The sequence below is a fragment of the Oleiharenicola sp. Vm1 genome, assembly GCF_047777955.1.
In the GTDB taxonomy this organism is placed as follows: domain Bacteria; phylum Verrucomicrobiota; class Verrucomicrobiia; order Opitutales; family Opitutaceae; genus Didemnitutus.
The window spans coordinates 849124-863464 of record NZ_CP180537.1; the positions used below are offsets into that span (position 1 = coordinate 849124).

The following is a 14341-nucleotide window of genomic DNA, read 5'->3' on the forward strand; positions in this document are numbered from 1 at the left end:
TCCGGGCTGAAGCGCTCCGCCGCGAACGCCTGGGCGCGCGCGCCGGCCTCCGCCCATCGATCCGCCTGCCGGAGCGCCGCGGAGAGCTGCGCGGCGAGGTCCGCCGCGTCGTCCACCCGCGCCCGCCACGGGTGATCGGGCGGCAGCGTCTCGCGCAGGCCCTGGGCGTCGGCCGCCACGACCGGCAGGCCGACGCAGACCGCCTCGATCGCCACCAGCCCGAGGCCCTCGCAGCGCGAGGGTGCGACCAGCACGTCGAAGGATTCCATCAGCCGCGGCAGGTCCGCCGTCGGCGGCTGCACGAGGACGCGCCAGCCGCGCGGGGGCGCGGCGGCCAGCTGCGCGACCTGCGGCGCTAGCCGGCCGCGGCCGACCAGCACGAGCTCGCCCTCGGTTCCCGGCGGCAACTCCACCGCCGGCAGCGCGCGGCAGAGCAGGTCGGGCCCCTTCTCCGGCTCGAAGCGGCCGGCGAACAGCACGCGCACGCGCCCCGGATGCAGCGGGCGCGCCCGGGGCGGATGCCGCGGGACGTCGACGCCGTTGTAGATGACCTCGGGGTCGTCGGGCGGCGCGCCGGCGCCGCTCGCGGCGCGGTAGCGCAGGAATTCCTCCTGCGCCGCGGCCGAGACGCACGCGATCCGCGCCGCGCGCAGGCGCCGGTCGCACCAGCGCCCCACGCGCGGCCAGAAGCGCCAATACATGCTGTTGTGCACGGTGCGCACGAGCGGAGGCATCGGCCGCGCCAGCAGCGCGGCCACCGCCGCGCACGCCTCCGCCGGCTCGGCGTGGCAGTGGACGATGTCGGGCCGAAAATCCCGCAGCGCACGGTGCAGCGCCCAGCCGCCGGTCACCGGGCCGCCGAATTTGTTCGGCACCCGCGTGCCGCGAAACCACGGAATCGACCGCTGCGCCAGCTCCCGCTCCATCGCGCGGCCCACCTCGTCGCCGCTCTGCCCGTGCACGGTGAAGACGGCGAAGTCGCACTCGGCCTGCAGCTCGCGCAGGAGCGTGAGCGCGACCACCTCGGCCCCGCCGAGCCCGAGGTGCGTGATCGCGTGCAGCACGCGGAGTCTGCCCCCGGAGCTCACGCCGCCACCTCCCGGTTCAGCGCCCGCCGCGCCAGCGGACGCGCGGTCAGCCACGGGATCACCGGGCTGAAGAGCGCGAACCAGCGGAACGGCTCCGCGCCCCACGCGGCGGTGCCGATCGCGCCGGCGAGCAGGACGAGCGCGGACGCGAGCTCGGGGGCCGCACGCGCGTTCCCGGCGGGCCGCCAGCAGCAGCAGGTGCGGGAAGGTCGAGCCGAGGATGGCGAGGTGATAGCAGCCGGCCGGCAGCACCCAGTGCGTCGCGGCCGCGTAGGACGGGCCGACCAGCGAGCCCACGAGGTGCGGCAGCAGCGCGGCGAGCGCGAGCAGCCCCGCGACGCCCGCCAGCAGGAAGGCCAGCCCGGTTGCGTCCGTGATCCGCGCCAGCCGCGGCGCGTCGGCGGCGCCGGAGCCGGCGGCGACAAACAGCCGCGGCTGCACGAATTGCTGCACCAGCGCGAAGAGGACCGACACGACGACGAGCGCGACGTTGCTGGCGAGGGTGAAGTAGCCGGCCTCCTCGGCGCCGAAGAAACCCAGGACGATCGAGCGGCCGCTCGCGCCCATGATCCACCCGGCCAGGGCCAGCACGACGAAGCGCGGCCCCTCGTAGGTGGCGCGGCCCGCGGGATCGGCGGAATCGCCCGCGGCCGTGTGCGTCCAGCCGCCGATCAGCCAGGCCGCCGCGGCCGCGAGCACCGCGTGCAGCGCGAACCCGCCCAGCAGGCTCCCCAGCTGCGCCGCCACGCCGGCGTAGAGCGCCAGCGGCAGCAGCGTGCGCAGCGACGACGCGACGAGGCCGGCGCCGAAGTCGCGCCAGTTCTCGCGCTCCGCCTGCAGCGCGGTCTGCACCAGCGCCTGCAGCGCGAGGGCCGTGGCCGCCACCGCCAGCGCCGGGAACGCGAGCGGCCAGGGCGCCGGCACGAAGCACGCCACGAGCGCCGCCGCGCCGAGCAGCCACGGCGTTTTCCGCCAGAAGGAGCGCAGCACGCCCCGCCGCAGCCGCGCGCGTTCCTCCGGCCAGTGGCGCGAGACAAACTTCAGCAGCCCGGCCTGCACGACGCCCAGCCCGAGCGGCGTCAGGCTGACGAAGAGACCGTAGACGCCGTAGTCGGCCGGCGCCACCCAATGCGAAGCCAGGCGCACGCCGAGCACGCCCAGGCCCAGCCCGGCGCATTGGCCGAGCAGGATGGGCAGCAGGTGGGCGCGAAAGTCGCGGCGGGTGAATTCCACGGCGCCGGAGCATTGCAGGCAAATCCGGGCCGGGCCAAGCTTGCTCCGCGCGATGAAATCCAGTCCAAGCTCCGCCGTGCGCCCGCCCTTCCCGTGCCCTTCCGCCTTCCGCCCGTCCCCGCCGCGATCCACGGAGGCGCGCCGATGAGCGACGGCCTGTCGGTCGTGCACGTCGCGCCGCGCGTGCAGGCGCGGGGCGGCATCGAGACGCTGCTGGCGCTCTACGCCGGGCTGCCGGGCCGGCAGTCGTTCGTCGCGCTCTTCGACCGCCACCCGGCCACGCGCGCCGGCTATGCGAACCTCGACCTCCGCTGGCACACGACGCTCGGGACGATGCGCCGGCGCTTCGCCACCGCGCTGGCGCCGCACGCCGGCCAGGTCGTCGTCTGGCACAACGGCTGGGGCTTTCCGCTGCTGGCGCCGCTTGAGCGGGCGGCGCGCCGGGTCGTGTTCCTGCACGCCGACCCCGCCTACCACGCGCCGGACCTGCCGGCGTTTCGCGGGTGCGTCGACGGCGTGGCCGGCATCGTGCCGTCGCTCGACGCGTTCTGCCGCACGGGCTTTCCGGAACTGGAGGACGCGCGCCGGGCGATGATCGGCATCCCGGTGGAGCAGCTGCCGGCGCCCGCGCGCGATTTCGGCGCGCGCCCGCTCGTCCTCGGCTACGCCGGCCGGCTCGAGCGCGCGCAGAAGCGGCTCGATCGCCTGGAGCCGTTCCTGGACGCGCTGGCGCGCCGGGGCGTGGAGTGCCGCTTCGAGGTGCTCGGCGAGGGTTCCTACGGCGCGACTTTGCGGCGGCGGTTGGGCGGGCGCGTGAAATTCCACGGCTGGCTGCCGCGGGAGGCGATGATCCGCGTGCTGGGCGGATGGCACGGCGCGGTGTATTTCAGCGATCACGAAGCCGGGCCCATCGCGCTTCTGGAGGCGATGTCGGCAGGCGCCATTCCGTTCTACCCCGCGCACGGCGGCAGCTGGGGCGACATCCACGCGCCGCGGGTCGACGCGCGCTGCCACTATCCCGCCGGCGACGTCGTGGCGGCGGCGGCGGCCGTCGCAGAGGTTTTCGCGTGGCCGGCGCCGGAGCTGCAGCAGCTCAGCGCGCGTGCGCGTGCGCTCGTCCAGGCGCACGCGCCGGCGCAGCACGTCGCGGCGACCGCGGAATTTCTGGCGCGGATCGCAGGCTTGCCGCCGGTCGCCCGCCAGCCGCGGCCGCGCCGGCGCTGGGCCGACGCCCTGCCACTGGGGTTCGTCACGCGCTTCGCCCCGCGCCTGTTGCGCGGCTAGACGGAGCGGAGGGCGTCCGCCAGCGCGGCGAGGTGCCTTTCGCGGGTGAAGCGGCTCTCGAACCACCGGCGCATTTCCCCGGTGGGCGGTGGCGCGTCGAGGGTCCGCCGCAGGGCGGCGGCGAGCGCGGTCACGTCCCCGGGGGCGACCAGCGCCGCCGGATCCGGCACCGTGTCCGCGATGCCGCGCCAGCGGGTGGCGACGACCGGGCGGTCGGCGGCGAACGCCTCGAGCAGCACCAGCGGCTGGGCCTCGTGCGCGTAGCGCGTCGGCAGGGCGAGGCAGGCGCAGCGCGCCAGCAGCGCGGCCTTCGCCGCCGGTCCGACGAAGCCGGCGAGTTCGCCGCAGTCGGGATCCTCGGCGCGCGCGGCGGCGAGGGCGGCGGCGACATCCGCGTCCGCGGCGCCGGCGAAGACGACGCGCACGTCCCGTCCGTCTGCGCGCAGGCGGCGCACGGCGGCGAGAAGGTCGAGCGCGCCCTTGGCGGCGGACACCTGGCCGAGGAAGAGGACGAGGCCGGGATCGCGGGCCGGGCCGGACGCCGGCGCCGGAGCGGCGAGGCCGTTGGGCACGACGGCGACGCGGCGCGCGCCGAGGGCGTCGGCGTCCGCGCGCAGGGCGGGCGTGAGCACGAGGGCGAGATCGGCGCCGCCGAGCAGGCGCTGCGTGAGGGCGCGCTCGGGCGCGGTCAGCCCCGCGCGCAGCCATTCCCCCAGGCCGCCGTTGTGGAAGTGGAGCACGAGGCGCGGGAAGAACGGGCGGCAGAGCGCCAGCACGAGCCAGTCGCGGTAGAGCGCGCCGCGCTTGGCGGGCGCGGGCACGTAGTAGAGCGTGTCGCAGCGCGCAGTGAAGCGCGCGGCGAGGGCGTGGCCGCAGGCGTCGAGCACCGCGAGCAGCTTGCCCGGCCGCCAGCCGCCGATGTCGGCGTGGCTGCGCGAGAGGCGCAGGTTGACGTGGCAGAGCTCGATGCCGTGCTCAGGCAGGCCCCGCACCGCGGTCTCGACCATCAGGCTCTGGCCGTGGAGCGGCGGGGAGTCTGGGCGAGGACGAGGAGCTTCATCTTCAGCTTGGAATCGGGGCGGGAGCGCGAATGATGCGGGCTCCGAGTGAGCAAGCCAGCCGCAAAATCCCCGCCCTGTCGCCGTCGTGGCTGGCGGCCGCGGCGTGCGCGCTCGCGGGGGCGGCGGTCTTCCAGTTTTGCGGCAACAGCACGCGCGGCTACATCGACACGACGTCGCTGTTCTGGTGGTGGAGTTCGCAGTGGCTCGATCCGCGGGCGGAGAGCGAGCACGGCTGGCTCATCCTCGGCGTGAGCGCGTGGCTGCTCTGGCGGAATCTCCGGAATGCCGGCGGTGGAAGGCGGGGCGGGGAAGGCCCCGACGACGCGGCCGGTGCTTCCCGTCGGCCGTGGGGCGCGCCGCTGGCGGCGCTGCTCGGCGGACTGGCGCTGCACCTGCTCGGCTATGCGATGCAGCAGGCGCGGCTCTCGATCGCGGCGCTGCTGCTGTTCACCTGGGGCGCGCTGGCCCTGGGCGGCGGCGCGCGCTGGCGGCGCGCGGCGGCTTTCCCGCTCGGGTTCATGCTGTTCGCGCTGCCGCTCAACGTGCTCGACACGGTCGGCTTCTTCCTGCGCGTGGGCGTGACCGACGTGGCCTATCACGTGGCGCGCGCCGGCGGCTGCGCCGTGATCCGCAACGGCACGCAGCTGCTCTCGCCCGACGGCGCCTATTCCTATGACGTCGCGGCGGCCTGCTCGGGCATCCGGTCGCTGATGGCGCTGTCCGCGCTGTCGCTGCTGCTCGGCTACCTCAGCTTCCGGTCGTGGTGGGCGCGCGGCCTGATCGGGCTGCTGGCGCTGCCCTACGCCTTCGTCGGCAATGTCGTGCGCATCCTCGCGATCATCGTCGCGGCCGAGTGGCAGGGGCAGCGCGCCGGCGCGTTCGTGCACGAGTGGTTCGGACCGGTGGTTTTCGTGATCGTGCTGGGATTGGTGCAGCTGACCGTCGCGCTGCTGCAGCGGGGAGGAAGGAGCGAACGCCGCCGAAAGCGGCGCCGCGGCGCGCGAGGCGAATCCGGCCGGCAACCGGTTGGGTTCGGCGGCGGCGTGGCGGATCGCCGCGGCGGTGGCGCTGGCTGCGGCGGGCGTGGCGCTCGCGACGCGAGCGCTCGATCGCGTGCAGGTCAGCCCGCGCACAGGCGTGCGCCTGGCGACGGACGGGGTGAACCCGGTGGCGCTGCCCGACCATCTCGGCATCGACTGGGTCGGGCAGAACGCGCCGGTGAGCGCGGTGGAACGCGAGGTGTTGCCGCCGGACACCGGCTATTCGCGGAAGAACTACGTCTCGCTGCGCGACCGCCGGCAATCGGTCTTCCTGTCCATCGTGCTGAGCGGGCGCGACCGCACGTCGATCCACCGGCCGGAGATCTGCCTCGTCGGCCAGGGCTGGACCATCCGCGGGCGCAGCACGCACGAATTCGTGGTCGGCGGCAGGCGGTTTCCCGCGACGGTGCTCCAGATCGAGCGCGAGGTGACGGGCCCGCGCGGCGAGGTCGTGCGGGTGCCCGCGCTGCTCGTCTACTGGTTCGTGGGGGCGGACCGGATCGTGGCCTCGCACTGGGAGCGCGTCTTCTACACTTCGCTCGACCGGCTGCGCCACCTGCAGGCGCACCGCTGGGCCTACGTGCTGATGCAGACGCACGCGCTCGACGGCGAGGCGGCCGCGCTGCGGCGCATCGACGAGGTGCTGGCCGGGACGCTGCCGGCGTTTCAGGCCCCGGGTCAGCTTTAGGCTTTAAGCCGGGGGCGGGATGCTTACAGCTTCGCGGCATGGCCGATCCGAAAATCCTCGAGACCTTCCCGAATCCCGCGCCGCACCGCGACTTCCTTATCGAGCACACGCACCATGAGTTCACCTCGGTGTGCCCGATGACCGGTCATCCCGACTTCGCCGACATCACCGTGCGCTACGTGGCGGACAAGAAGTGCGTCGAGCTGAAGTCGCTGAAGCTCTATTTTCACGCCTACCGCAACGAGGGCATCTTCTTCGAGGCGGCGACGAACAAGATCTGCGACGAGCTCGGCGCCGCGCTCCGGCCGCGCAGCCTGACGATCATCGCGAACTGGAAGGCGCGCGGCGGCTTCAGCTCGCGCATCACGGCGGAGTGGAAGCCGGCGAAGCGGAAGCGCTGAGCGCACCGAGTCGAAAAAATCACGGTGCCCCGCGGGGCGCCGTTTTGGCTTTCGGAGGACGCAATGCGGCGGCTCCCGCACCGCCCCGCGGCCGGAGTGCAGGCCTGGCGCGCGGCGGCGTCTTTCTCAAGGCCGCAGGGCGGCGAGGGTCGCGGCGTGCAGCGCGGGCGTGGCCGCGGCGATCGTCGAGGTCGCGGGATACGGCGCGCCGCCCTGCCAGTCGGTGATGACGCCGCCGGCGCCGCGGATGACGGGCACGAGCGCGGCGATGTCCCAGGGGTTCATGATCGGGTCGACCACGACGTCGGCCCAGCCGGTGGCGAGCAGGAGATAGGCGTAGGCGTCGCCCCAGGTGCGCGCGAGCTTCACCGTGCGCGAGAGGCGGTCGAAGGCGGGACCGTCTTGGTGGATCGCGGGGTTGACCCAGTCGCAGGTCAGCAGCGTGGCGTCGGCGAGCGCGCGCGTGTCGCGGCAGCGCACGGGCGTGCCGTTGAGCGTGGTCGTCTCGCCGTCGCCGATCACGAGCTGGTTGAGAATGGGCTGGTGGATGCAGCCGAGCACGGGCTGGCCGTGGTGCAGGAGGGCGATGAGCGTGCCGAAGAGCGGCACGCCGGTGACGAAGGACTTCGTGCCGTCGACCGGATCGAGCACCCAGACGAACTCCGCGTCGGTGCGTTCCGGACCGAACTCCTCGCCGAGGATGCCGTGGGCGGGGAAGCGCTCCCGGATCATCCGGCGCAGCAGCTCCTCCGCGCCCCGGTCGGCGGCGGTGACGGGCGTGAGGTCGCCCTTCAGCTCGACGGCGACGTCGTGCCGGCCGAAGAGCGGCCGGATGAAGTCGCCGCTGGCGCGGGCGAGCTCGACGAGGAAGGTGCGTTCGGCGGCGAGGTGCATCGGGGGGGAGATTGGCCCACGGAACACACGGAAGACACGGAAAATTCTCACCGAACTTCGTCACAGGATCCGGCCGTCGATGCGGAGGAGCGCCCACGAGACGCGGCAGAGCTTGCGGGCAATGCGGGTTTTCGTGGCCCCCAGGCTCGGTCGGATGAAGTCCGCCGCGAAAAAAGTCTGGGGTTCGGTTCCTTCCGTGTATTCCGTGTGTTCCGTGGGCACTTGGGCCGACACGCCGATTCACTTCATCGACTTCGAGGGCAACCGCACGTCGGGCATCCTCGAGTTCGGCGTCGTGACGCTGCAGGGCGGGACGATCGCCGCCACGCGCACGCGCACCTGCGCGGCCACGGGCCGGGTGTCGGCCGAGGACACGGCGGTGCACGGCCTGCGCGCGGAGTCGGTGCAGGGCGAGCTGCCTTTCGCGCACGAGTGGGAATTTTTCGCCGCGCTGCGCGAGCGCGGGCCGCTGGCGGCGCATTTCGCCAACGCGGAGAACTCGCTCCTGAAGTCCGTCTGGCCGTATCCGCGCACCGCGCCGGACTTCGCCCGGCCGGGTCGGGACGCACACGAGTGGGGGCCGTGGATCGACACCGGCCGGCTGTATCCGCAGGCGTTCCCGCAGCTCGCCGAGGCCAAGCTCGAGCGGCTCGTCGCGGCGGCGGGCCGGCAGGCCGAGCTCGACGCGCTCGCGGCCGCGCACTGCCCGCCGCACCGCCGCCGCTACCACGCGGCGCTCTACGACGCGTTGGCGGGGGCGCTGCTGCTGCTCGCGCTGCTGCGGCGGCCGGAGTTCGCGGGCGCGACGCTGCCGTGGCTGCTGCAGGCGAGCACGCTCGACCCCGGGCGTCGCGGGGCGCTGCAGCAGGGCGACCTATTTTGACGCCGGCGCGGCCGAGCGCAGCGCCTCGAATTTCCAGTCGGGCGTCTCCCGCAGGGAGGTGAAGCCGAAGATGAGCAATGCGGCCAGCCAGTTGCCGCCGATGAGGCCGGCGCCCAGCAGCGGCTTGCCGGCGACGAGCGCCCAGAGGCCGCCGCTGGCGAGCCCGATGAGGGCGAAACCGAGGAAGGTCTGGCCGACGTTGGCCTGATGCTTGGCGCCCTTGACCAGGCCGCTTTTGGCGGTGGGCGCGATCCTGGCGGCGAGCAGCCAGCCGCAGCTGAGGGCCCCGGGCAGGGCGGCGACGAACGCGACGAGGGCAAGCAGCGGATGCCCGAGCGCGGCGAGGGCGAGATTCATGAGCGCGCTGACCGCCAGGGGCGGGGTGAGGGCGGCGGCGAGCTTCACCCGGCGCGCGGTGAGCTCGGGGACCGGGCTGCCGCGGAGCAGGTCCCAGGCCTCGTCGCCCCCCGCGACCAGCGGCGTCAGGGCCAGCACCAGCACCTGGGCCAGTGCGCAGGAAAGCGGGGCGAGCATGGCCCAGCCGAGGTTGCGGAACATGAGGAGGAGCGGCAGCAGGTTCGCGAGCGTGGGCAGGAGCTGGGCGAACGCCACCGGCTCGCGTGCGAGCACCCGCAGCTCCTTCGCGTAGAGCACGCGGGGGAGCGAGCCGACCCAGCGGTGGGGGCGCGGCGACGGCCGCGCGCGTTTTTCGTTCTGCTCCTGCTGCGCGCCGCTCAGGAAGGTTCGTCCCAGCAGGGCGGTCATGCCGCCGGTCGCGAGCAACCCGGTGACCAGCAGCGTGGCGAACGGGAGCGGCTGGCCCTGGCCGGCGCACGCGACTCCGCGCATCGCCCCGCCCGTAGCCAGTTCGCCGAGGAAGTCGGTGAGGCGCGCGATGACGGGCGAATGCCGATACTCGGGCAGGCGCAGGGCGACGATGAAGAGCGCGACGAGCACGAAGCCCGCTACGCGGATGACGTTCACCGCCCGCCGGGCGCCGAGCAGGCGGGTGAGCGCAAGGGTCGCGGCCATCGCCGCGGTCGCGCCGGCGAGCCCGAGGAGCAGCAGCACGAGGTAGCCGGCCAGGTAACCCGGGCCGAAGCGGATCGCGTAGACGTTCACCGCCGGCAGGACGAAGAAGAGCGCGCCGCTGATGCTGGCGAGCGTCTGCGAGGCCACGCGGGCGGCGAGCACGGCCTTAGCCGAAACCGGCGACGAGAACAGCAGCGGGCCGTCCGGCCGCGCGAGCTGGATATTGGTCAGGGCGTTGCTGAAGATGAAGACGGCGACGAATGCCCAGGCGCCGGCCTCCGCCGCGAGCGTCGCCCGCGGCACCAGGGTCAGCACGACGCCGAAGAGCACCTGGAGGAGCACGAAGAGCGTGATCAGGAGTCCGGCGTTGAGGAAGGTGTCGCCGAACCGGCCCAGCCAGCCGCGCCAGACGAGACGCAGGTCATGGCGGACGATCAGCCCGAAGCAATGCAGGGTCGCCCTCACGGCAGCGGTGGCGGCGTCGCGTCGCGGGTGAGGGCGAGGAACACGTCCTCCAGCGTGCCGCCGGCGTGGCCGGAGCGGGCGCGGAGTTCCTCGAGCGTGCCCTCGGCGGCGAGCCGGCCGCGGTGGATGATGCCGATGCGCTGCGCCATGCGCTCGGCCACCTCGAGGATGTGCGTGGTGAGGATGACGGTGTGGCCGGCGCGGACGAAGTCGTTGAGCAGGTCCTTGACGAAGCGCGCGGACTGCGCGTCGAGCCCGGTCAGCGGCTCGTCGAGCAGCAGGACCTGCGGCCGGTGGATGAGCGCGCCGGCGAGCGCCATCTTCTGCATCATGCCGCGCGAGAAGGTCTCGATGTAGTCGCCGCGCTTGTCCCAGAGGTCGAACTGCCGGAGGAGTTCCTCGGCGCGCGGGGCGGCCTCGCGCGCGGGCACGTTCCAGAGCACGGCGACGAACTCCAGCTGCTCGAGCGGGCGGAGCTTGCCGTAGAGCACGGGCTCGTCGGGCACGTAGGCGAGCACGCGCTTGGCGTCGGCCGGGCGTTCCCGCAGCGGGATGCCGCCGAGGAAGATCTGGCCCGCGGTCGGCGCGAGCAGGCCGGCGGTCATGCGCAGCGTGGTGGTCTTGCCGGCGCCGTTGGGACCGAGGAAGGCGTAGAACTCGCCGCGGGCGACGCGGAGGTCGAGGCCGTCGACGGCGCGGTGGTGGCCGAAGACCTTGGTGAGGCCGCGCAGTTCGCACGCGGCGTCGGAGGAGGGCGGGGGTGTCGTCATCGTCGCGCGCCCGGCCCCGGGGCGAACGGGCGTGAGCACCGCAAGATCGCGCGGGCGTGTCAACGCTCCGGCCCGCTCCCCAGCGGGTAACGGCGCAGGCCGGCGAGCTGGGCCAGGGTCCGGATCACGAAGAGGGGTTGTGCACGAGGTAGCGGCGCCAGAGGCGGCGGGGCTCGGTGGCGAGGCGGTGCAGCCACTCGAGGCCGCCGCGCTGCATCCAGCGCGGCGCCTGGGGCACGCGGCCGGAGTGGAAGTCGAAGGCGGCGCCGACGCCGACGAGCACGCCCGCCTCGAGCCGGTCCCAGGTCGCGGCCATGAATTTCTCCTGTTTCGGCGTGCTCAGGCCGACCCAGAGCACGTCGGGCCGGGCAGCGGCGACCTGGCGCTGCAGTGCGGCCAGCTCGTCCGCGGTCAGCTCGCGGAAGGGCGGCGTGAACGTGCCGGCGACGACGAGGCCGGGGAAGCGCGCGGTGAGCGCGGCGCGCAGCTGCTCCGCCACGCCCGGCGCGCCGCCGTAGAAGAAGTGCCGGAGGCCGCCGCGCGGCCGGCGTCGCAGGTGGCCAGCAGGAGATCGGGGCCGTAGACGCGGGTGATGCCGCGGTGGCCGTGCCAGCGGCCGAGCCAGACGAGCGGCATGCCGTCGGGCGTGGTGAGCAGCGCGGCGTTGTAGGCGCGGCGCAGGGCGGCGTCGGCGCGCGCGAGGTCGGTGTTGTAGGCGGTGGCGCAGCAGACGTAGCCGAGGTGCCGTTGCCCGCGCGCGGCGACGAGACGGTCGCGCGCCTCGTCCAGCGAGAGCGCGTGCACGCCGGTGCCGAGGACGTTGAAGCGCGGGGGCGGGTTCACGGCCGGCAGCGTGGGCGACGGCGCCGCGCGTGGCAACCTGCGCGTGGGTCAGTGCGCCGGCGCGGCCTGGGCGGCCTCGGCGGCGGCGCGCGAGCGGAGCAGGCCGGCGAAGGCGGCGAGGTTGACCAGCAGCAGGAGCGCGAAGCAGAGCGGCGCGCCGCGGGTGTCGACCAGCGCGGTCATGAGCAGGATGAGCAGCGTCCGCAGCGAGCGCTCGAACACGAGGAAGAAGACATGGACGCGGCCCATGAGGGCGTTGGGCACGGCCTCGAGGACGATGACGTTGCGCGCCACCCGCACGCCGGCGTTGCCGAGGCCGAGGAAGACCATGGCGGCGTAGAACGGCAGGGTGCGCGGCCAGACGGCGAGGAGCACGAGGCCGACGAGGAAGACGCCGGCGAGGGCGACGGTGGTGCGCGCGTGATTGAAGCGCGCGGTGAGAAACGGCACGCACACGCCCGCGCCGATGGCGCCGAGGGCGAAGATCATCTCGCCGCGGCCGTAGACGCCCGGCGTCTCGTGCAGGGTCGCGGCGACGTAGATCGGGAAGAGGTAGTTGGCGACCATGATGCCGAGGAACGGCACGAAGGAGCAGAGCAGGAAGGTCGAGAGCGCGGGCCGGGCGCGCAGCCAGGTCCAGGCCTCGCCGACGGCGCGCCAGGCGTTGGGCGCGGGCGCGTTCCTCGACTCGGCGGTCTGGTGCGTGGCGGCGTAGGGGATGGTCGACTGGAGGACGAAGCTGACGGCGTAGGTCGAGGCGTCGAGGAGCAGGATGGCGGTGAGGCTGACGTGGTCGAGGAGCAGGCTGGCGAGGCCGCCGGCGAGCATCGAGGCGGTCTGGCCCTGGATCTCCATCACGCTGGTGAGCGACTGGTAGTGGGCGCGGCCGAAGATCTGCTGGATGAAAGCGAACTTCGCCGGGAAGTGCAGCGTGTAGTAGAACATGCCGCAGAAGTAGACGGTGACGAGCTGCCAGGTGGCGTATTCGCCGCGGAAGAAGCCGGTGAGCGCCATCGCGAGCGTGGCGGTGGCGCCGAAGAGCTCGCCGAGCAGGAGCATGGTCTTGCGCGAGTGGCGGTCGACCCAGGCGCCGTAGTAGGGGGCGAAGAGGAAGATCGCCAGCGTCGTGAGCGCCGTGGCCCAGCCGTAGATCTGCGAGCCGCCGGGGCGGTTCACGAGCAGCCACGGCACGGCGATGATGGTGACGCCGGAGCCGATCGACGACGTGAGGTTGGCCGCGATGAGGCGCTGGGCGCGCGGGTCGCGCAGGAGGGCGTTCACGGACGGGGACTCACAGGCCGTGCTGGTCGACGAGGTAGACGAGGGCGGCCATGGCGGCGGCGCCGAGCTCGAGCTCGCGCGGGTTCACCTTGTCGATGGAGTCCTCGCGCGTGTGGTGGATGTCGAAGTAGCGCTGCGCCTCGGGGATGAGGCCGGCGACGGTGTTGCCCTTGGCCATGAGGGGGCCGACGTCGGCGCCGCCGCGGCCGGCCTGGAAGATGAAGACGCCGTAGGGCTCGAAGAGCGGCTTGAAGCGTGCGGCCTTGAGGTGGGCGTCGCCGGCGGCGTTGCCGATGTTGAAGCCGCGGGCGGCGTAGCCGCCGCCGTCGGTCTCGAGGGCGAGGAGGTGGACTTCCTTCTTCTCGCCGGCGACCTCGGCGTATTTGGTGGCGCCGCGAAGGCCGTTTTCCTCGTTGGCGAAGAGGACGCAGCGGACGGTGTGCTTCGGCGTGTAGCCGACGGCCTTGAGGATGCGGAGGACGTCGATCGACTGGACGACGCCGGCGCCGTCGTCGTGGGCGCCGGGGGCGATGTCCCAGCAGTCGAGGTGGCCGCCGACGAGGATGACTTTCTCGGGCGACTCCGAGCCGCGGAGCTCGCCGATGACGTTGGCGGCGGGCCAGTCGTCGTGCCACGAGGAATGGATCTGCATGGCGACCTGGAGCGAGTGCTCGGCCTTCAGCGCGGCGCTGAGCGCGTCGGCGGCGACGGTGCTGAGCGCGGCGGCCGGGATGCGCGGGACGTCGGGCAGGTAAGTGGTGGCGCCGGTGTGCGGGACGTCGTCGAGGCGGTGGGTGAGCGAACGGACGAGGACGCCGACGGCGCCGTGCTTCGCGGCTGCGGCGGGGCCCTGGTTGCGCTGCCGGCCGGATTCGCCGTAGGCGAGGCCGGGGGTGATGTAGCGCGGGTTCATGGCGCCGTTGAAGAAGACGATCTTGCCCTTCACGTCGGCGGTCGTGAGTTCCTCGAGGGAGTGGAGCTCGACGACGGGGGCGGTGAGGCCGCCGGCGGGCGTGGGGACGGAGCCGCCGAGCGCGACGGCGGAGAGGGCGGCGGAAGCGCCGCCGGGGCGGACGAGGCGGACGGACTCGGTGGCGCCGCGTTCCCAGTGCGGGACGAGCGTCTGCTGGAGCTCGGTGCGGTCGCAGCCGAGCTGCTTCAGGACGTCCTCGGCCCAGGCTTCGGCGCCGTGGTAGGCCGGGGTGCCCGCGAGGCGGCCGGGGAAGCGCGTGGTGAGGGTGCGGAGATTCTCGTAGGCGGGGCTGTCGACGAGCGCGGCGTCGTAGATCTTGCGCAGCATCGTCGCGTCGGGATCGGCGGCGGGCGCGGCGGCGGTTTTTCTTGGGCGCAGAGCGTGGTCGCGAGCGCGGCGGCGAGA

The 14341-nt window shown here is 73.7% G+C and carries 12 protein-coding genes and 2 pseudogenes; 5 read left to right on the forward strand and 9 right to left on the reverse strand.

Translation table 11 applies throughout. The annotated features are described in order from the left end of the window. Positions 1-44: 44 nt before the first annotated feature. Positions 45-1655 (reverse strand): annotated as a pseudogene (locus ACMYLB_RS04665) (glycosyltransferase); the annotation flags it as partial. Positions 1656-2912: 1257 nt separating this feature from the next. Between ACMYLB_RS04665 and ACMYLB_RS04670 the strand changes: the two are divergent. Then, positions 2913-3605: a glycosyltransferase gene (locus ACMYLB_RS04670; protein ID WP_415911033.1), complete on the forward strand. Its 693-nt coding sequence runs from the start codon at positions 2913-2915 to the stop codon at positions 3603-3605. Here the strand turns inward: ACMYLB_RS04670 and ACMYLB_RS04675 are convergent. Further along, entirely contained in the window at positions 3602-4612 is a 1011-nt protein-coding gene (locus tag ACMYLB_RS04675) for a glycosyltransferase family 4 protein (protein ID WP_415909803.1), read from the reverse strand. The genes ACMYLB_RS04670 and ACMYLB_RS04675 overlap by 4 nt on opposite strands. A gap of 86 nt (positions 4613-4698) precedes the next feature. Between ACMYLB_RS04675 and ACMYLB_RS04680 the strand changes: the two are divergent. The 3 genes and pseudogenes from ACMYLB_RS04680 to queF form a co-directional block, all read left to right on the forward strand. Next, positions 4699-5556 (forward strand): annotated as a pseudogene (locus tag ACMYLB_RS04680) (exosortase/archaeosortase family protein); the annotation flags it as partial. A gap of 223 nt (positions 5557-5779) precedes the next feature. Beyond that, positions 5780-6394 carry an exosortase C-terminal domain/associated protein EpsI gene (locus ACMYLB_RS04685; protein WP_415911034.1) on the forward strand — a complete coding sequence of 205 codons (615 nt, stop codon included), beginning with the start codon at positions 5780-5782 and terminating at the stop codon, positions 6392-6394. A gap of 38 nt (positions 6395-6432) precedes the next feature. Further along, positions 6433-6795, forward strand: a complete 363-nt coding sequence (queF, locus tag ACMYLB_RS04690) for a preQ(1) synthase (protein ID WP_415911035.1) — start codon at positions 6433-6435, stop codon at positions 6793-6795. A 126-nt stretch (positions 6796-6921) separates the two neighbouring features. On the opposite strand, the gene hisN is transcribed toward queF, so the two are convergent. Beyond that, a complete protein-coding gene (gene hisN / locus ACMYLB_RS04695) occupies positions 6922-7689 on the reverse strand; it encodes a histidinol-phosphatase (protein ID WP_415909804.1) in 768 nt (255 codons plus the stop codon). A gap of 205 nt (positions 7690-7894) precedes the next feature. On the opposite strand from hisN, the gene ACMYLB_RS04700 reads away from it, so the two are divergent. Next, positions 7895-8572, forward strand: a complete 678-nt coding sequence (locus ACMYLB_RS04700) for a 3'-5' exonuclease (RefSeq protein WP_415909805.1) — start codon at positions 7895-7897, stop codon at positions 8570-8572. Here ACMYLB_RS04700 and ACMYLB_RS04705 read toward each other — a convergent pair. From ACMYLB_RS04705 to ACMYLB_RS04730, 6 genes are all read right to left on the reverse strand, one after another. After that, on the reverse strand, positions 8564-10069 hold the full coding sequence (locus ACMYLB_RS04705) for a hypothetical protein (RefSeq protein WP_415909806.1): 1506 nt from the start codon (positions 10067-10069) through the stop codon (positions 8564-8566). The genes ACMYLB_RS04700 and ACMYLB_RS04705 overlap by 9 nt on opposite strands. Continuing rightward, the gene (locus ACMYLB_RS04710; RefSeq protein ID WP_415909807.1) at positions 10066-10839 is read right to left on the reverse strand and encodes an ABC transporter ATP-binding protein; all 774 of its coding nucleotides are present in this window, start codon (positions 10837-10839) and stop codon (positions 10066-10068) included. Before ACMYLB_RS04710 ends, ACMYLB_RS04705 begins: the two co-directional genes overlap by 4 nt. A gap of 124 nt (positions 10840-10963) precedes the next feature. Beyond that, positions 10964-11338: a WecB/TagA/CpsF family glycosyltransferase gene (locus ACMYLB_RS04715; RefSeq protein ID WP_415909808.1), complete on the reverse strand. Its 375-nt coding sequence runs from the start codon at positions 11336-11338 to the stop codon at positions 10964-10966. Continuing rightward, positions 11251-11682, reverse strand: coding sequence for a WecB/TagA/CpsF family glycosyltransferase (locus tag ACMYLB_RS04720; protein ID WP_415909809.1), 432 nt, complete (start codon positions 11680-11682; stop codon positions 11251-11253). The genes ACMYLB_RS04715 and ACMYLB_RS04720 overlap by 88 nt, the downstream gene beginning before the upstream one ends. Before the next feature lie 48 nt (positions 11683-11730). After that, positions 11731-12963, reverse strand: a complete 1233-nt coding sequence (locus ACMYLB_RS04725; RefSeq protein WP_415909810.1) for an MFS transporter — start codon at positions 12961-12963, stop codon at positions 11731-11733. A 10-nt stretch (positions 12964-12973) separates the two neighbouring features. After that, positions 12974-14263: a M20/M25/M40 family metallo-hydrolase gene (locus ACMYLB_RS04730; RefSeq protein WP_415909811.1), complete on the reverse strand. Its 1290-nt coding sequence runs from the start codon at positions 14261-14263 to the stop codon at positions 12974-12976. Positions 14264-14341: the final 78 nt, after the last annotated feature.